Source organism: Leptotrichia sp. oral taxon 221 (assembly GCF_018128245.1).
In the GTDB taxonomy this organism is placed as follows: Bacteria; Fusobacteriota; Fusobacteriia; order Fusobacteriales; family Leptotrichiaceae; genus JABCPH02.
The window spans coordinates 1,384,748-1,404,614 of sequence record NZ_CP072378.1 but is presented as its reverse complement, the minus strand read 5'-3'; the positions used below and the strand labels follow the sequence as shown (position 1 = coordinate 1,404,614).

Annotated in this window: 15 protein-coding genes; 13 read left to right on the top strand and 2 right to left on the bottom strand. The window is 29.9% G+C overall.

Annotated elements, in window-relative coordinates:
- The first annotated feature begins 6 nt into the window (after positions 1 to 6).
- The 10 genes from atpC to J4863_RS06195 all read left to right on the top strand — a co-directional run bounded on the left by atpC (position 7) and on the right by J4863_RS06195 (position 15,073).
- Entirely contained in the window at positions 7 to 396 is a 390-nt protein-coding gene (gene atpC, locus J4863_RS06240) for an ATP synthase F1 subunit epsilon (RefSeq protein ID WP_211617935.1), read from the top strand.
- A gap of 328 nt (positions 397 to 724) precedes the next feature.
- Positions 725 to 1,747, top strand: coding sequence for a DUF4912 domain-containing protein (locus tag J4863_RS06235; RefSeq protein WP_211617934.1), 1,023 nt, complete (start codon positions 725 to 727; stop codon positions 1,745 to 1,747).
- Between the two features lie 99 nt (positions 1,748 to 1,846).
- Complete coding sequence (gene dapB / locus J4863_RS06230) at positions 1,847 to 2,578, top strand: 4-hydroxy-tetrahydrodipicolinate reductase (protein WP_211617933.1); 732 nt, start codon at positions 1,847 to 1,849, stop codon at positions 2,576 to 2,578.
- Positions 2,579 to 2,608: 30 nt separating this feature from the next.
- Positions 2,609 to 3,304: a 2,3,4,5-tetrahydropyridine-2,6-dicarboxylate N-acetyltransferase gene (gene dapD / locus J4863_RS06225; protein ID WP_211617932.1), complete on the top strand. Its 696-nt coding sequence runs from the start codon at positions 2,609 to 2,611 to the stop codon at positions 3,302 to 3,304.
- A 255-nt stretch (positions 3,305 to 3,559) separates the two neighbouring features.
- Positions 3,560 to 4,705 carry a lipopolysaccharide assembly protein LapB gene (locus tag J4863_RS06220; RefSeq protein WP_211617931.1) on the top strand — a complete coding sequence of 382 codons (1,146 nt, stop codon included), beginning with the start codon at positions 3,560 to 3,562 and terminating at the stop codon, positions 4,703 to 4,705.
- Between the two features lie 376 nt (positions 4,706 to 5,081).
- Positions 5,082 to 6,191 carry a recombinase RecA gene (gene recA / locus J4863_RS06215; RefSeq protein ID WP_211617930.1) on the top strand — a complete coding sequence of 370 codons (1,110 nt, stop codon included), beginning with the start codon at positions 5,082 to 5,084 and terminating at the stop codon, positions 6,189 to 6,191.
- Positions 6,178 to 6,816, top strand: coding sequence for a regulatory protein RecX (locus tag J4863_RS06210; protein WP_211617929.1), 639 nt, complete (start codon positions 6,178 to 6,180; stop codon positions 6,814 to 6,816). Before recA ends, J4863_RS06210 begins: the two co-directional genes overlap by 14 nt.
- A 21-nt stretch (positions 6,817 to 6,837) precedes the next feature.
- Entirely contained in the window at positions 6,838 to 7,584 is a 747-nt protein-coding gene (locus J4863_RS06205; protein WP_211617928.1) for a 1-acyl-sn-glycerol-3-phosphate acyltransferase, read from the top strand.
- A 109-nt stretch (positions 7,585 to 7,693) separates the two neighbouring features.
- On the top strand, positions 7,694 to 8,287 hold the full coding sequence (locus tag J4863_RS06200) for an XTP/dITP diphosphatase (protein WP_211617927.1): 594 nt from the start codon (positions 7,694 to 7,696) through the stop codon (positions 8,285 to 8,287).
- Between the two features lie 423 nt (positions 8,288 to 8,710).
- Entirely contained in the window at positions 8,711 to 15,073 is a 6,363-nt protein-coding gene (locus J4863_RS06195; protein WP_211617926.1) for an autotransporter-associated N-terminal domain-containing protein, read from the top strand.
- Positions 15,074 to 15,238: 165 nt separating this feature from the next.
- Here the strand turns inward: J4863_RS06195 and J4863_RS06190 are convergent, their stop codons facing one another.
- On the bottom strand, positions 15,239 to 15,541 hold the full coding sequence (locus J4863_RS06190) for a YciI family protein (RefSeq protein ID WP_211617925.1): 303 nt from the start codon (positions 15,539 to 15,541) through the stop codon (positions 15,239 to 15,241).
- 91 nt (positions 15,542 to 15,632) lie between these two features.
- On the bottom strand, positions 15,633 to 16,886 hold the full coding sequence (locus J4863_RS06185) for a Glu/Leu/Phe/Val dehydrogenase (RefSeq protein WP_211617924.1): 1,254 nt from the start codon (positions 16,884 to 16,886) through the stop codon (positions 15,633 to 15,635).
- Positions 16,887 to 17,136: 250 nt separating this feature from the next.
- Here J4863_RS06185 and J4863_RS06180 point away from each other — a divergent pair, with 250 nt between their 5' ends.
- The 3 genes from J4863_RS06180 to lpxK are packed head-to-tail and all read left to right on the top strand — an operon-like array spanning position 17,137 to position 19,847.
- Complete coding sequence (locus J4863_RS06180) at positions 17,137 to 17,946, top strand: toxin-antitoxin system YwqK family antitoxin (protein WP_249111484.1); 810 nt, start codon at positions 17,137 to 17,139, stop codon at positions 17,944 to 17,946.
- Positions 17,947 to 17,972: 26 nt separating this feature from the next.
- Complete coding sequence (gene whiA / locus J4863_RS06175) at positions 17,973 to 18,890, top strand: DNA-binding protein WhiA (protein WP_211617922.1); 918 nt, start codon at positions 17,973 to 17,975, stop codon at positions 18,888 to 18,890.
- Entirely contained in the window at positions 18,891 to 19,847 is a 957-nt protein-coding gene (gene lpxK / locus J4863_RS06170) for a tetraacyldisaccharide 4'-kinase (protein WP_211617921.1), read from the top strand. It begins immediately after the preceding gene.
- The last annotated feature ends 20 nt before the right edge of the window (positions 19,848 to 19,867 follow it).

The window sequence follows — 19,867 nt, the reverse complement described above, 5'->3', positions numbered from 1 at the left end:
ATAATTATGGCAACAGAATTTATTGCAAAAGTAGTTACACCAGAAGGATTAGTTTTTGAGAAACCAGTAACATTTTTGAGAATTAGAACTGAAACAGGAGATATAGGAATATTGGCTAAACATATTAATTTTATTTCTCCAATTGGTTCTGGTGAAATGTTAGTCCGTGAAAAAGATAATAAAGAAACATCGTATTTTTTAAACGGAGGTTTTTTAGAAGTTAGACAGGATAAAGTAGTTGTCCTTGGTGAAGAAGTTCTTGAAGCAGAAAAAGCAGATGCTATTAGAATGGCTAAAAAAGCTGCAATCGAAGCTTCAAAACGAAATAAAATACATGAAGAACAAGATATTTTAGGAACTAAGAAAAAAATTCAAAGTAATTTATTGAGAAAATAAAAATCCATATTATTTATGTAATTTGGATACTTATTAATGGATGGAGCTATTTCTATTTTAGCTCCATACTTAATAGGTTAAATAAATATTTGAAAAAATGTTTGGAAAGTAATTAGAGCAGTCTTTAGTACAAAAAAATTCCAATTAGAAAAAACTTAAAATATAATTCTTCTTGCAGTTATATTTGCAGAGATTTAATTTTATATAAATTATTTTTATATAAAAAAATAAGTTTTACATAAAAATTTGACTTTGTAAATATTTATGATATACTTTAAAGTATAGAGTATGAAAAGACATATAAAAAATTAAAATTGGAGGCTTTTAAATGAGTAAAATTAAAAAATTGTCAAAGAAAAAAACAGAAAATGTAACAAAAAAAGTGAGTACTGAAGAAGATAAAAAAGTTTTTGTTAAAGATTTGAAAAAAGAGGAAAAATCAATGAAAGAAAAATCAAAAGAATCAAAATCAGAAGAAAAAGCAAAAGGAATCAAAGTAAGAAAATCTCCAAGAGCTTCTTATTATAGAAACTATCCAAACAAAAAATTAATAAGAATTTTAAATAGAAGAATAAGAAAATTTAGAGCTTTAAGTTTTAAATATAGAGATATAAATACTGAAGAAATTGAAAAAAGATTAGTTGAAACTGAAATAAATAAATCTAAATTTGTTAGAGGATCTGAGCATGTTGGAGTATCAAATAAAGAAGATATTTATTTCGATAAAGCATTCTTGCCAAGTGCTTATTTTGTAGATGAAGCAGTGCTTATGCCTAAAAATCCAACTACATTGTATGTATATTGGGAAATAAGAGAAGAAACATTTAATAGATTGGCAGAAAATAATCATGTTATAGATAATATTATTATAAAATTATTTAAGGATGGACATGAATATAGAAAAATTGTAAGACATGAAAGAGTAGGTTCACATTATATACTTGATGTTGACACAAGTAAAGATTATGAAGTATTTATAGGGTATGAAGATGCTTATGGAAATTTTGCAGAAGTTGCACATTCAGAAAAAGTAATTGCACCATCTGATAAATTATCAAATAACTTTGATTTGTTGTGGGGAACAGTGAAAGAGGATAAAAATACAAATCAAGTAATTAAATACATAAATACACCTACATTAAGTGATGAAAATAAAGAATTCTATGAATTATCTGAACAAATGGATAAATTTGGTAAAAAATTATCGGAATCAGATTATGAAGAATTTACTATTGAAGTATTAAGAAGATTAAGAAAAATAGGAGCTTCAGAAAGTATTTTAGAAATAGAAACTGATAAAGTTAGAACAAAACCAGATAGATTATTAATGACAGGTGTAAGAAGTTCGTAATAATTTTTATGAAAAATAAAATAGGAAATTAAAATTTAGATAAATATTAATAAAACCTATGTAGCAGAAGTTTTAGTACATAAATTTAGAGAGGTAATAATGAAAATAGTTGTTTATGGTGCTGGAGTTATGGCACAATACGTGAAAGATTCAATTATAAGTTCAAATAATGAGTTTGTTGGATTTGTTGATCCATTAGGAAATGGAGATTTCAAAAAATTAAGTGGAGAAAATGTAGATTATGATGCGATTATTGATTTTTCACATTTTACTTTAATTGATGATGTTCTAGAAGCGGCTGTTTCAAAAAATGTACCTGTAGTTATAGCAACAACAGGACATACACCAGAACAGTTGAAAAAAATAGAAGATGCATCAAAAAAAATACCATTGATTAAAGCGACAAATACCTCACTAGGAGTAACTGTTTTAAATGAAATAGTAGCTTATGCAACAAAATTATTGAGTGATTTCGATATTGAAATAGTTGAAAAGCATCATAATAGAAAAATTGATGCACCAAGTGGAACAGCAAATACGTTGTTAGAAGTGGTAGAAAAGAATTTAGATGGAGATTATAGAGTCGTTTACGGAAGAGAAGGAGAAAGTAAAAGACAACCTAAAGAAATTGGAGTTCATTCTATAAGAGGTGGAAATATTGTAGGTGAACATACTGTGATTTACGCAAAAAATGACGAAATTATAGAAATAAAACATGAAGCTTTGTCAAGAAAAATGTTTTCAGACGGAGCTGTAAAAGCTATTCTTTATTTAAAAGGTAAACCAGCTGGAAGTTATGAAATGAAAGATGTTTTAGGGATAAATAAATAGATTATTGAATACTAAAAATAGGAGATGAAAATGACAGAATTAGAAAGATCAAAAGAGATTATACAATTTATAGCAAATGCTGAAAAAACTACACCAGTTGAATTGTATACAGATGAAGAAATAAAAGAGACTCATTCTTGTAAAGTTATAGGAAAAGATGGATTGAAAATAGTATTTGGAGATTGGCAAAATGTTGAAAAAGTTATAAAAGATAATAACTTAACAAATTACTATTTAAAAAATGATAGAAGAAATTCAGGAGTTCCTATGCTTGATATTAAAAATATTAATGCAAGAATTGAGCCAGGAGTTTATATCAGAGATAAAGTTTCAATCGGAGATAGAGCAGTTATCATGATGGGAGCTGTTATCAATATTGGTGCTGAAATTGGTGAAGGGACAATGATTGATATGAACGTTGTTCTTGGTGGAAGAGCTAAAGTTGGTAAAAACTGTCATATTGGAGCTGGAGCAGTGTTAGCAGGAGTTATTGAGCCACCTTCAGCAGATCCTGTAGTAGTTGAAGACAACGTTGTTATCGGAGCAAATGCAGTTGTTTTAGAGGGAGTTAGAGTTGGGAAAGGTTCAGTTGTGGCAGCAGGAGCGGTTGTTACTGAAAATGTACCAGAAAATGTAGTTGTAGCGGGAACACCAGCTAAAATTATTAAAAATGTAGATGATAAAACAGCATCTAAAACAGAATTAGTTGAAGAATTGAGAAAATAATAGAGAGTTTAAATAGTTGATTTTTACTACCTTTAAGGAATTCACAAAGGTTTTAGTGCAGTTTTAGAAAGTTATTTCTAAGGTTTTTGTGATAGAATAACTCAATTCGTTAAAAAATAATAAAAATTAAAAAAATAAGAGGAGAAATATTTTCGATATTATATAAATATTTGTGATTTAGTTTACTTAATTTATTAAGTAAAAAAGATTATGAAGTATTTTATTATAAAAGAGAATATTAGTTTAGGAGGAAAAATGAAAAAATTATTACTAGTGGGAGCATTATTAGGAGCAAGTGCGTTATCTTTTGCAGATGCAAAAAGTGATTATCAAAATGCAGAAAATTTAGCAAAAGGTAATAAAGTTGAACAAGCAGTAAAAGTATTAGAAAAAGTAGTAAACTCAGGAGATGCAACTTATGTAACAAAAGCTAATTTCCAATTAGGAGCATATTACTTAGGGAAAAATAATATACCTACAGCTAAAAAATATTTATTATCAGCTTGGAATGATGGAAAAACTGTTACAGAAGATACTGTAGAAGCTGCAAGATTATTATACTTAATCAGTCTTCAAGAAAAAAATATTAAAGGAGCAGAAAATTATATTTCTTGGGCAGATGAAAAAACTCAAGGAGCAGATGGAGATTTAGCTTCAAGTTTAATTATCTTCTATTTTGAAAATGGAATGCAATCAAAAGGTCAAGCAAGATATAATAAAGCAATGTCATCTTCAAATGTAGATTACAAAGCATATATAAATTATAATGTTGGTCAATATTATTTAGGAAAAAATAATCTTCCAAATGCTAAAAAATATTTAAAAGATTCATATAGCAGTGCATCAAAAGAAGCTAAATTACCAGCAGGATACCTTCTTGCACAAATAGCATTAGCTGAAAAAAATAACGCAGATGCGGAAAAATATTTAACTGAAATGAATACAATTACAAGTGGAAAAAATGCACAAATTTTAGGAATGTTAGGTTCACATTACTTACAAACAAATAACTTAACAAAAGCTGAAGACTACTTGAAAAAAGCAGCAGCGGCAGATCCTAAGAGCAATGATGCAAATATCTTATTGTTAGCAATTTATGAATCAAAAAATGATACAGCAAATGCTACTTCAATCTACAATAAATTGAAAGCAAAAGCGCCTACAACAGTAAATAAAGAATTAGGAATTTTCTATGCAGGATTAGGAAGTCCTCAATTAGCTGAAAAATACTTACAAAAAGCTATTACTGAAAATAAAGATAACCAAGCTAAAGCAATGTTAGGACAATTATATGCTCAAATGGGTAAAAAAGCTGAAGCAGTTAAATTATTAAAAGAAGCAGTTGCAGCTAAAGTACAAGGAGCAGACCAAATCTTGAAACAAGTAGAAGCTATGAAATAGTTATAAATAGGACTAATATTTAAATATTATAAATAAAGATGTGAATTTATTTTATTATATAAAATGGTAATTAATAAATTCATATCTTTTTATTTTTGAGAATTTTTGGTATAATATAGGAGAAATATTTGTAGGAATAAATTATTTTTTTATAAATTGATATTGAAAAATTGAGAGGAATTGTACGTGATGTTACAATTTATAAGAATTAAAAAGTATGAATTTTAAAGAGAAATTTGATTTTTACAGATATGAAAAATTACGAAAGGAGAGAGGGAATAAATTGAGGGGAAATTTTTAAGAAATTTGAGAATTTGAAGATTTAAAAATTTTGTAATAAAGAGAATTGAAATAAAATTAGAAAAGGAGAGAGGTTATGGCTAGAAAAAAAGCAGATGAAAAAGATATGTCAGATAAAAGTAAAGTTTTAGATTTGGCGTTGAAGCAGATACAAAAAGAATATGGTGAAGGTTCGATAATGAAACTTGGGGAAAACCAAAAAATGAATATTAGAGCTATTTCGACAGGAAGTTTGAATTTGGATATAGCTTTGGGAATTGGTGGAGTTCCAAGAGGTAGAATTATTGAAATTTATGGGGCTGAATCATCAGGGAAAACGACTTTGGCGTTACATATTATCGCAGAGGCACAAAAAGAAGGTGGAATTGTAGGATTTATTGATGCGGAACATGCATTGGATCCAGTTTATGCGAAGGCTTTGGGAGTGAATATTGATGAATTGTTGATTTCACAACCAGATACAGGGGAACAGGCTTTAGAGATTGCGGATATGCTAGTTAGAAGTGGAGCTATGGATGTAATTGTTGTCGATTCAGTAGCGGCTTTGGTTCCAAAAGCTGAAATTGAAGGAGAAATGGGAGATCAGCAAATGGGATTACAAGCTAGATTGATGTCAAAAGCGTTGAGAAAATTGACTGGAAGTATTTCAAAATCAAATACTGTAATGATTTTCATAAACCAAATTAGAGAAAAAATCGGCGGATTCTCATTTGTTCCAGGTGTTCAAACTACAACATCAGGTGGTAGAGCGTTGAAATTCTTCTCTACAGTAAGAATGGAAGTTAAAAGAGTAGGTTCTGTAAAACAATCTGATGAAGTAATTGGAAGTGAAGTTTTAGTTAAAGTAACGAAGAATAAAGTTGCACCGCCATTTAAAGAAGCTAGATTTAATATAATGTATGGAACTGGAATTTCTCGTATTGGAGAAGTTTTGGATGCGGCGATAGATTTAGGAATTGCGGCTAAAAGTGGAGCTTGGTTCAGTTATGGAGATGAAAGACTTGGACAAGGTAGAGTAAACGTTGAAAAAATGTTGCAAGAGAATAAAGAATTGTATGGAAGATTGGAAAAAGAAGTTCTTGAAGCGATAAGACCAAAATCAGATGTTCTTGAAGAAGAAGTTAAAGTAGAAGTATCAGAAACACAAGAAGAAGTGCAATCAGAAGAAGTAAATGAAGATAATTAAAAAAATTCAAAGAAATAAATTGTATTTGGATAATGAGGAAATAATGGATGTAAGTCCGTTAATAAGGCAGAAGTATAATTTGAAAGTGAATGATGATATTGAAAGCCTCTATGATGACGTTTCATATGAGGCTTCTCTTGAAAAAGGGATATTTATAATTTCTTTGAAGGATAGGACAAAGAAAGAACTTCAGACAAAATTAAATGAAAAATATTTTAATGCAAAAATGGTTCAAAAAGCTGTACAAAAATTGGAAGAACTTGGATACATTAACGATCTAGATTATACCATAAGCTATATTAATAATAGAAAATATGGAAAAAATAGAATTTCATATAATTTATTTCAAAAAGGTATAAACAGAGAGACGATTGATAAAGCCTATAATATAATCGAAGAGGAAATGGAAAAAAATATTGAAGATAGAAAATTGGAAAAGGCGATACTGAAGCATAGAAAAAAACTTTTGGTTGATGATGAGGAAAAGGATACAAGTTTGGAAGGGAAAATGAAAAGGTTAAAAGAGGAACAAAAAGTGATTCAAAGTCTTGCAAGACAAGGATTTGAGATAGAAAAAATTTTTTCAAAACTAAAGGAATTTAAGGAAAGTGGTTTTGAAGAATAAAATAAGAAAGAAGGTAGGAAAATGAGAACGATATTTTATCATATTATACTTTGTGGGACATTTATTTTCGGACTGTTTTCTAGATATCCGTACTTGTGGTTTCATAGAGATCCTGAAAAAAGATATAGATTTGTAACAAAAACTAATAAAATTTGGGGGAGACATATTTTATGGGGAGCTGCGAGTAAAGTTAACGTGATTTATAAAAGTGAAGCAGTAAAAAAGGAAGTTGAGAAAATTAGAGATACGAGAGAAGCTATTGTTTTGATTTCGAATCATCAAAGTAATACGGATATTCCTGTTTTATCTGCATATTTACCAATTGATTTTTCATTTATTGCAAAAAAAGAAATGAGAAAATGGCCATTAATTGGGTATTGGATGAAGTGTCAAGATTGTATCTTTTTGGATAGAAAAAATCCACGTCAAGGAATGAAAGATATGAAAGAGGCAGAGAAAAAAATTGCAAATGGACATTCATTCGTGATTTTTCCTGAGGGGACAAGAAGTGAAGATGGAAAAGTTGGAGAATTTAAAAAGGGGAGTTTTAAATTGGCGTTGGATTCTAATGCGAGAATATTGCCTGTAACTTTAATTGGAACTTATGATATTCAAAAAAAATCTAGCTTGAAGGTTACGCCTAATAAGAATGTGAAAATGGTTGTGGATATGCCGATTAATTTGGATGAGTTGTCGAGGGAAGACAAAAAGAATATTCATAGTTATGTAAATAATATAATAAAAGAAAATTTTGAAAAATATAAATAAAACTTTTGTGACTGTTACAATATAAAGTTAGTGAGATATAAATAATATTAAATCTGTAAAAATATATTTTATTAAAAATAAGAAATTAGAAATATGGAGGGAGAAAATCATGAAAATATTTCTTGCAACTAAAAATAAGGGGAAAATTGAGGATTTTAAAAAGTTGACAGAAAACATGGATATTGAAGTTGTGACAATTTTGGATAATATTGAAATACCTGATGTTGTGGAAGATGGAGATACTTTTGAGAAAAATTCTGCGAAGAAGGCTCTTGAGATTGCGAAATATACTGGGATTGTGACAGTTTCAGATGATTCTGGATTGTGTGTAGATTATTTGAATGGTGCTCCTGGGGTTTATTCTGCTAGATATTCAGGAGAAAATGCGACTGATGAGAGTAATATGGATAAATTATTGGAAGATTTGAAGGATGTTAAGAAAGAAGATAGAAAAGCTCATTTTGTTTCGGTTGTGACAATTGCGTATCCCAATGGGGAATATCAGTCTTTTAGAGGAGAAGTAGAAGGAGAAATTCTTTTTGAAAGACAAGGAAATAATGGATTTGGATATAATCCGATATTTTATTCGAAAGAACTTGGGAAATCTTTTGGAATGGCAACAATGGATGAGAGAGTGAGTGTTAGCCATAGAGGAAGAGCTTTTAGAAAGTTGAAAGAAGAAGTGCTAGATAAACTATCTTAATTTTTATTAATAAGTTAGCATAGGTTAGTTTCTGTGAAAAATGGAGATTGACCTTTTTTTATTAATATAAGTATTATTTTTGAGATAAAGTAGAGAAAAATTTTAAAAGGAATGAAAAAAGGCATAAATATTTTTGGTAAAAATTATTGTTTTTTTTCATTTTTCATAGTATACTAGGATTGAGATAAGGAGAGGAGATAAAAGCATATCGAAGAAATATAAGAATCAAAGCTTTTCGATTATAAACAAAATTTTCATAATTATAGGAAGGATTCAATCAAAAAATTAAATAAAAATTGTTTAGTGGTTTAAACCTTGATTTTAAATTAAATTTAAAGAAGGGTTTACATTTTATGGTTTTAAGGCATATCTATTAAATTATTAGTGATTTTTATTCCGAATGAGGAATATGAGGTGATAAAAATGTCAAATAATTTAAAACAATTGTCAAAAGATTTGAAGGCTTTTGCAAAAAGATGTAAAGATTTCCGATATACAGAACAAGCACTACTCGCATTTTTGTTAACTGGAATACTTGCATTTTCTGAAATAGCTGGAGCACCGACTACGGTTGCGATTAAAAATCAAAGGCAAGAAATAAACACATCAATAAGCGATATTCATCGTGAATTTAAAAAAGCAAGAACAGAAAATGATAAATTAATAAAAGATTACAACTTAGAATTGATTAAATTAATGGAGCAAGGAGATCATGTAGTTAAATCTCCATGGAGTTCTTGGCAATATGCAGCTAATGGATTTTATAACGATTGGCAAGGTCGATATAAAGGTCGTGGGGATAAAGAGGAAAAATATCCATATGAAGGAATATTTAAGAGAAGTGAAGATCCTTATGAAAGAAATATATCATTGGATAGTAAAAAATATTCAACATTATCAAATTCATTTGATTCAAAATCAGCATCGAGTAATAGAAGAGAATTAATAAAAAAATACGGAATAGCTAGTACAGAACCGGTAAGAGAACCAATAGTAGCTTTTGATGTAAATGCATCAATTCATCCGAGAAATATTAACAAATCAGCAATTGTAATAGCAAGTAAAACTGCAATTACACCAGAAGTGCCTGAAGCAATTAAATTTACGCCTCCTAAGCCGGTTATTAGTATTCCAAAGGATCCATATACACCTAATCCGCCTACATTTGCGATAGTTTTGGGTGCGGATTGTAATGAAGGATGTAATTCATCTGGAGTTGTTAGACAAAATACAAAAGCAGGTTTCTTGGCTTCAACAGACAATCAAAGTAATCAAAATATTGATGTTATACTTCATTATACATGGAAATACAACAATTTAGCTGAAAAATCTTATGCTTTTAAAATGTATAAGGAAACAAATACACAAACATTACCATCTCTGGCTAGTGGAAATACATATTATTTTAATTCATATAATTTTGGAAATGGTACAAAAGAATTTGCTAATGCAATTGAAAATTCTGAAGGAACAGATAGAAATCATCAGTATTTTTTTATAGGAGGTTCTAGATTTTGGGAAATAGATAATCATACTGGTACTGCTACTTATGAAATTCCTAATGGAAAAACTGTGAGTCTTGGAGGAATTTTAACGTTAGCAATGGTTTCTCAAGAAAATGGAGCAACACTTAAAAATAGTGGTACAATAACAGATATAAATGAAAAAGATGATGCTTATATACAACAAATGCCTTATGATACTGGTCAAAATTACAAATTAATATACGGACCTAATGATACTCCGTATCAAGTTAAAAGAAGTTCAGATGGTTATGTCGGATATAAAGTTGGTATAGCACAAGTTGAAGAAAATAGTAGAAGTGGATGGAATTCATATGGAACAAGTGCTGGAGCATTAGCTGGAACTCGTTGGGCGAAATGGGAAGATCAAAAATTAGAAAATAACGGAATCATTGATTTTAGAGGGGGAAAATCAATAGGGATGTATGTTTATCGTCCACAACAAGCTAATGGTTACGACACTGCATTAACTTATGTTAAAATGTTGAATACAGCAAGTGGGAAAATCCAATTGAGTGGAGCAGAAAGTTATGGTATGAAATTAGCATCTAGATCAGATTCCAGTGCTGAAATGAAAAATATGGGAGAAATAGAGCTTAGAGTAAATCCGAATGGTTCAGACAAAGCTGACAATTCAGCAGCAATGGCATTAATGGAAGATGAAAGTGTTACAAATAATGTAAGTATGGCTAGAGGAAAAGCAGTTAATGAAACAACTACTGGATTAATTAAACTTTCAGGAGTACAAAATTCAATAGGAATGTTCGTTAACATAGATTCTGACATGACAAATAAAGGTAAAATAAAAATAGATTCAACAATAGCAGAAGCAGCAACTGATCAACCTATGAATATTGCAATGAGAGCTGATTATGGAACTGGACATGGAGGAACTGCAACAGTTGGTTCAAATGCAGAAGTCATAAATGATACAGCTGGTGAAATTACTTTGAAAGGAACTTACGCAATTGGACAATTAGCGAGAGTTTCTACAGCTACGAATAAAGGTAAAATATTAACTGACACAGATATTAAAAATTCAATTGGTATGTCAACTTTAGGTGGAAAACTTACTAATGAAGGAACAATAACATTAACAGGAAGTGGAGTTTCAAAAAATATTGGAGTATTTTTAAATAGTTATACATTAAATGGAACTACTTATAATCCAACAGGTGTATTAGGAGCAAATAGTGCAATAACAGTGTCAGGAGATAGTTCTACAGGAATATTAATTAATGGTTCAGCATCTACAGCAACTCCAGCTACGGCAACATTGGATTACGGTGGAAATGTTACAGTTACTGGAAATGGAGTTTCTGGAATGACTATTGGAGATAATAATAATGGTAAAGCAGAAGTAACTGTAAAAAATGATGGTAAAGTAACAGTAAATAATGGGGCAAATCCTTCTGATGTATATCAATATACAAGTGGTACTAACACAATCAAACAAGGTTCTTATGGTATTGTTGTAAGTAAAAATTCGAAACTTGTAAGTGATGGAACTCATAATGTTGAAGTAGACGTTAATGTAAAAGAACCTGAATCAATCGGATTATACGCAGGAGAAAATGCAATTTTAGAAGTCGGAAAACATACGGTAAAAGCTGATGAAGGTGCGGTAAACTATGATGCAGATAAAGGTACTATTAGATTAAAAGGTGTAGGCGATGCTACAACAGGTCAAAAATCATTATTATTCTATCTTGGGGATAATGGTACAGGTAAAGTTTATATAGATGGAACAATGACAGCTAAAATTGAAGGTGGAGCTAATCCTAATTTGAGAGGAACAGCATTTTATTATGTAGGAACTGGAAGTAGTCCTTTTGGAGCGACTGAAATTGGAAACTGGGCAAAAAATAATTTTGGAGATGGAACAACTTCGACTTTAGGGCATTTGACATTAGACATGGAAGCTGATTCTAGATTATTTATCGCACAAGGTGTTGGAATGAATTTATCTGATACTACAGGAGACACTGTTTCGACTGCAACAGGTGTTCATTTTACTCCTACGAGTACTAATTACAAGACATTTATGTTGTATCGAAGTCAATTAACAATTAATCAAGATGTAAACTTGGATAATAGTACAGATGCGTATAATCAACTTGAAATTTCAAATTCATCAATAACAAATGCTAATACGAAGACAATAACAGGAACTGCTAATAAACAAGTTGCAATGGCTCAAGAAAATAATAGAATATATCCTAGAAGTGATGTTATATTATCAAATGAAGGTAAAATTAATTTAAGTGGTACAGAATCTACAGGAATTTATGGAAAATATGCAGAGTTGTATAATAAATCGAATGGTGAAATAACAATGGGTGATAAATCAACTGCGATTTATGGACTTGATGATTCAATAGTAGAAAATAGAGGTAAAATTACAATTGGTTCTAATTCAACAGGATTGTATTCAGAAGGATCTACTAGCCAAGGTATAAAAAATTCTGGAATTATAGAAACTTCTGGAAATGACTCAGTTGCAATTTCTTATAAACCAGATGCGACACTTGGTGCGGGAGTTGTTGTAGAAAATACAGGAACAATTAATTTATTAGGTGATAAAAATACAGGAATTTATGCGACTGGAACACCAGGATATACAGCTAAAAATAGTGGAACAATAACATTGGGAGATTCTGCAACAATTAGTAGTCCTAATGTTGGACTTTACACAGATCACAATGCTGTAACTCTTGAAAATACAGGAACAATCAATTCAGGAAAGAATACGATTGGAATTTATGGTTATGGAGTAAATAATTCTGGAGATTTGAATGTTGGAGATGCAGCAGTTGGTATTTATTCACAAAATGGCAATGTTAATTTGACAGGTGGAACTATTACGACAGGAACAGATGAAGCAGTTGGAGTTTATACAGTTGGAAATTCACAAGTTATTACAAATAATGGAACAAACTTTAACTTTGGGGATAATTCATTTGGATTTGTAAATGTAGGAAGTGGAAATACGATAGCTTCAAATATTTCAAATGTTGGACTTGGAAATAAAGATGTCTATATTTATTCAAATGATACAGCAGGAACTGTAACAAATAATACAAATATTTCTTCTAGTAGACAAGAAAACTATGGAATTTATTCAGCAGGAATCGTAACGAATAATGGAGATATTGATTTATCAGGAATAGGAAGTGTTGCAGTTTACAGTGTTAAAGGTGGAACAGCCACAAATACAGGAACAATAAAAGTAGGAGCTTCAGATACTGTAAATGATTTATTCTCAATTGGTATGGGTGCTGGATACGGTACAACTGACACAGGAAATGTAATAAATAATGGAACAATTATTGTAAATGGAAAAAATAGTATAGGAATGTATGCAAGTGGAGCAGGAAGTACAGCTACAAATAATAATAATATTGTATTGAATGCTGATAATACAACAGGTATTTACGCAGATGAAGGAGCAACAGCTATTAACACAGGAACAATAACAAGTTCTGGAACACATTCGAATGTAGTAGGAGTTTACTTAGGAAGAAATTCTACGCTTAATAATACAGGAGTTATTAATATCAATGGAGCAAATGGAGTTGGAGTTTACTTAAAGGGAGGAACAATAGCTAACTACGGTACTATTACTGTAAATGGAAGTAACGATCGTTCTAAGACAATATTTAAATTTACAACGCCTCCGACAGGAAAATCAATGGGTAGTGCTGCAATAAATGCACCAGCAAGAGCTCAAACAGCAACTGTTACAATAAATGGAATTTTACAAACACCAGTAGTTATAAATACATTTGCACAAAATCCGATAGAAGTTTCAGCATCAAGCATTGGTTTGTATGTAAACACTTCTGGAAAAGATTATACAAATTCAATAACAGGATTAGGAAATTTAACTACAGAAGCTGATTTAATTATTGGTACAGAAGCTACTCAAATGACAAATAGTAAATCAATTTTGATTAAAGATCCTAGAATGTTAGCTCCTTATAATGATGTAATTAAGACAAGTGGAGTTACAAAATGGAATATTTATTCTGGAGGTTTAAACTGGTTAGCAACACCAACATTGAATCCAAGTGACGGAACAATGACAAGTATTTATATGGTTAAAGTTCCATATACAGATTGGGCAGGAAAAGAAACAACCCCTGTAAATAGTACAGACACATACAACTTCTTAGATGGATTGGAACAAAGATACGGAGCAGAATGGTACGGTGATAGAGGTGAAAGAGAACGAGAATTATTCAGTAAATTGAATAATATTGGTAATAATGAAGAAGTTTTATTCTATCAAGCGACAGACGAAATGATGGGACACCAATATGGAAATTTACAACAAAGAATCAACGAAACTGGAAACTTGTTAGACAAAGAATTTAAATATATGCGTAACGAATGGAGAAATCCTTCTAAACAAAATAATAAGATTAAAGTATTTGGTATGAGAAATGAATACAATACAGATACAGCAGGAATCATTGACTATACAAGTAATGCTTATGGAGTGGCTTATGTTCATGAAGATGAAGCCATTAAGTTAGGACGTTCTAAAGGTTGGTATGCTGGAATAGTTAATAATAGATTTAGATTTAAAGATATTGGTAAATCTAGAGAAAATCAAACTATGTTGAAAGCTGGAATATTTAAGACAGTTTCGCCATATACAGATTATAACGGTTCATTGAGATGGACTATTGGTGCAGATGCATTTATTGGTAGAAATGAAATGAAACGTAGATTCTTAGTTGTAGATGATATATTTAATGCTAAAGGCGATTTCAATTCATATGGAGTTGCGTTGAAAACAGATTTAGGCTATGATATTAGATTATCTGAAAGAACGCATTTGAGACCATATGGAGCTTTGAAGATGGAATATGGAAGATTTAGCAGTATTAAAGAAGACACTGGTGAAATTAGATTAGAAGTAGATGGAAATGATTACTTCTCAGTTAAACCAGAAGTTGGAGTAGAATTTAAGTATGTTCAACCAATGGCAGTTAGAACGCAATTATCTATTGGATTGGCAGCTGCTTATGAAAATGAATTAGGAAGAGTGGCAAATGGTAAGAATAAGGCTAGAGTGAGATATACAAATGCTGACTGGTTTGGAATAAGAGGCGAAAAAGACGATAGAAGAGGAAATGCTAAGTTTGACTTGAATATTGGTATAGATAATACTAGATTTGGAGTAACAATAAATGCTGGATACGACACTAAAGGAGAAAATATTAGAGGTGGATTAGGATTCAGAGCAATTTACTAAAATATTGAAAATTATAATTAAAAATGGAAATATTTGTATTGATTTACAAAAAATTTCTTTACAAAAATGTTCTTAGATTGTTTGTCATAGTATTAAGCCTAGCTTAATAAAAATTGCACCTACGATTAAAATAAATTGCAGGTGCGATTTTTTTATGATTTATAATTATAATTTTTCGATTGCTTCTTCAATTCCAATTGCGTATGAGGCAGGTGAAAATTCAGTGATATCATATTTAGCCAAACCATTTACAAAATAAGGGTCGTTTTTGAAGATATCTTCTAATTCCTCTCTTGTAACGTTGTGGGCGATGATAACTGCTCCATCCACAGGATTTTTACGTCCTAACATAATAAATTTACCAGCTAAAACGTAATTATTAATAAATGCTAAATGATCCCCTCTTTTTTCATTAATTTCTTCTAAAGATTTTAAGTAAGTCGAAATCACAACAAACATTTTTTTCATGAAATATCATCCTTTCAAAATGAGAATTTTATTTTACAAAATGAAATATTTTATAAAATATATTTTGAAAATATTATACCATAACTAAAAATTAATACCAACCTCTGAATTTCATAGCTTTTTCGATTCTTCTAATACTTGACATGTATGCAGCATTTCTTAAATCTACTTTAAATTCATCAGCAATTGACCAAACATCTTCAAAAGCATTTGATAAAACTGTATCTTCTTTTTCTTGAACTTCGTCAAATGACCAGTAGTAACCTTGTAAGTTTTGAACCCATTCAAAGTAAGAAACTACAACTCCACCAGCATTTGCCAAGATATCAGGAATTACAACAATTCCTTTTTTGTATAAAATTTCGTCAGCTTCAGGTGTTGTTGGACCGTTTGCTCCTTCTGTAATAACTTTTGCTTTGATTCTGTCAGCATTTTCTGAAGTTATTTGATTTTCCAAAGCACATGGTGCTAATACATCTACTTCAAGTTCCAATAATTCCTCATTTGTAAAATCTTTTCCGTAACCTTTGTTTTCAACGATACGTCCGTTTTCCTCATAATCTTTAATAACAGCTTCCATATCGATACCATTTTCGTTATAAATTGCAACATCTGTATTTGAGAAAGCTACAATTTTTGCACCGTCTTTGTAAGCGTAATAAGCAGTGTAATAACCAACATTTCCAAATCCTTGAACTGCATAAGTAGCTCCTTTAACATCAATATTTAATTTATCTAATGCTTTTTTAGCAGCTAAGTGAACTCCATATCCAGTAGCTTCAGTTCTAGCTAAAGAACCTCCAAATTCTAAAGGTTTTCCAGTAAATACTCCTTTTGCTGAATGTCCAACAATTTTTTCATAACTGTCAACCATCCAAGACATGATTTGCCCATTAGTGTTAACATCTGGAGCTGGAATATCAACTTTTTCTCCAATTAATGGTGAAATTGCTTCAGCAAAACCTCTAGAAATTCTTTCTAATTCACCTTTTGAATATTTTTTAGGATCGATTGCCATACCACCTTTTCCACCACCGTATGGAATTCCTGCAACTGAACATTTGAAAGTCATCCAAGTTGATAGGGCCTTAACTTCATCTTTTGTAACTGCTGGATGAAATCTCAAACCACCTTTAAATGGACCTACCGCATTATTATGTTGAGATCTGTATCCTGTAAATGTTTTAATTGTCCCATCATCTAATTTTACAGGGAATGATACTTCCAACACTTTCATAGGATTTTTTAAAATTTCGTACACAGCTGGATCTGTGTTTAATTTATCGCAAGCAGATTTTATTTGTTTTTGAGCGATTTCAAATGGATTTAATGTTTCTAATGACATAATTTTATCTCCTTTGTTTTTAAATTTTTTTTATTCACAAGTACTTTATACTACAAAATAATGTAAAAAATCAAGCATTTTTTTTAAAGATATAAAAAAAGTAAGAATTCATATATTTTGTAAATGTTTGATTTTAAAATATTTTGATAAAAAAAGTATTTTACTTCATTAAAAAGAAAAAAATAATTAAAAAAATCGTAAAAATTTGCTATAATATAACATAAGATGAAATTTTGAAAGGAAAGAAATGATGAAAATAAGAAGAAAAATATTTTTAATATCGAGTATGATTTTTATGTCAGCAGTATCATATGGGAAAGATGTATTTGCAAATTATGGAGTAAGTTTTGGGAAAATAAATTTGACACAAACTACGGTGATTGATAACAATGATTTTAAAAGAATTGATGGACAAACTTACCAAATAACAGGAAGTGGAAATTACAGAATAATGGATCAAGGAGGAAGACGTTTAAACGTTACATTAAATCAAGGAGTTCTTGATGGAGTGTATGAAGAATATTATGCAAATGGAAATCTTTATACAACAGGTAGATATGTAAACGGTAAAAAAGAAGTAGAATGGACTGTTTATTCTGAAAATGGAAGAGTTTGGAAAAAATATCAATACAAAAACGATAATTTGAATGGTAGATATGTTTCATATTATGGAAATACAGGAATGCAAGAGATTGTTGGAGATTATTTAGATGGAAAAGCAACAGGAACATGGACTTATTATTTCCAAAATGGTTCAATAGAAAAAAGAGAAAATTATGTAGATGGTAAGAAAAATGGGCTATTTACAGAATGGTACTCAAATGGAAATAAAAAATCAGAAATAAATTATGTAGATGGTGAAGTAAATGGGAAAGTAACTGTTTATTACTCAAATGGTAGAGTTTTCTATGAAGGGAATTTACAAGGAAGCAGTGGTTCTATAAAAGGTTATTATACTGATGGATCGCTTGGATTTTCTGGAAATTTAATAAATAGAAAAAGAACAGGAACATGGACTTATTACACTAAATCAGGTTCTTCAAGAACTGTAAATTATTAGAAAAAACAGTTAGGAGGGAAACAGCATTGTCTTATTCAGCTGTTCTCAAAAGAGAAATTTTTAATAAAGAAATTACTAGTAAAGAAGAAAAATATGCAGAATTATTTGGGATTTTTAGTGCAAAAAAGTCTTTTAAAAAGAAGGGAATTCATTTTAGCACAGAAAATGTTTCGTTAGCAAAAAGAGTTTACTCTAATTTGAGAGATGTGACAAAAATGGATATACAAATAAAATATCAAGTTGATAAAAAATTAGGGACACATAAAATTTATGAAGTTATTTCTTTAGTAACTAAAAATTCTGAGAAAGAGTATAAGCATTTATTGAATAAAATGCTGTCATTAAAAAACTTTTTTGAGAAGAAAACAGAAGAACAACTTGCAGGAATAATAAGAGGTTTCTTTTTGAGTTGTGGTTATGTAAAATCACCTGAAAAAGGGTATGCGCTGGATTTTTTTGTAGATACGGAAGATTCAGCTACATATCTATATTATTTATTTAAAAATATGAAAAAGAGGGTTTTTCAGACAGATAAAAAAAATAAAAGTTTGGTTTATTTGAGAAATTCTGAAGATATTTTGGATATAATATTTTTGATTGGAGGAGTTACTTCTTTTTTTGAGTTTGAAGAAGTGATTGTGAATAAAGAGATTCGTAATAGAATTAATCGAAATATAAACTGGGAAATTGCTAATGAAACGAAAAAATTATCAGCTTCAGAAAAACAAATAAAAATGATTAATTTTATTGAGGAAAAATTAGGATTAGAGAATTTGACAGATGTGTTGAAGGAAACTGCATATTTGCGATTGGAAAATGGAGATTTATCGTTGCAAGAATTAGCAGATTTAATGGAAATTTCTAAATCGGGAATAAAAAATAGATTTAGGAGATTGGAAACAGTTTATAAAAGTTTAGTAGAAGAAAGTCAGAGTGAAAATTAAATGAAAATATTGTCTTTAATATATGGATTTATTGTTTTTGTGCGAAATAAACTTTATGATTGGAATATTTTGAAATCAAAAAAAGTTGATGGTGTGGAAGTCATTTGTATTGGAAATATTGTTGTGGGAGGTTCAGGGAAAACACCTGCAGTACAGTATTTTTGTAAGAAATATTTGGCAGAAGGCAAGAAAGTTGGTATTTTGAGTAGAGGGTATAAAGGTAAAAGAGAGAATGATTTGCTTTTAGTGAGAGATGAAAGTGGAATACTTGCAAGTGCTTTAGAATCAGGTGATGAAGCATTTTTACATTCGTTAAGTTTGCCAGTTCCAGTAGTTGTTTGCAGTAATCGTTATGAGGGTGCAAAATATTTGAAGGAAAAATGTGGTGTGGAAGTTGTAATTATGGATGATGGCTTTCAACATAGAAAATTATTGAAGGATAAAAATATCGTATTAATTGATGCGACAAATCCGTTTGGTGGTGATAATTATTTGCCAAAAGGAAGATTGAGAGAATCGGTAAACGAGCTAAAAAGAGCTGATGAAATAATTATTACAAAAAGTAATTATGTCAATCCAGAAAATATAGAAAAAATCAAGTCAAGAATTAAAAAGTATGGTAAAAAAATTTTTGTTGCAACTTTTGAAGGAGATTATTTTTATGATAATTTAGAGAGAAAGTATAGTCTTAATGAAATAAAAGATAAAAAAGTATTGATTTTTTCATCAATTGCTAATCCGAATGTTTTTTACAATACTATAGAAAAATTGAAACCTGCTTCGATAAAACAAGTAACCTTCGATGACCATCATGCGTATACTGAAAGTGAAATTGAAAATTTATCAAAAGAAGCCAAGAAATACGATTATTTGTTGACGACAGAAAAAGATATTGTGAAAGTTAATAGAGAAATACCAAATTTGTTAGTTTTGAAAATGAAATTTAATATTATTTAGCATTAGTTAGGAGGGAAAAT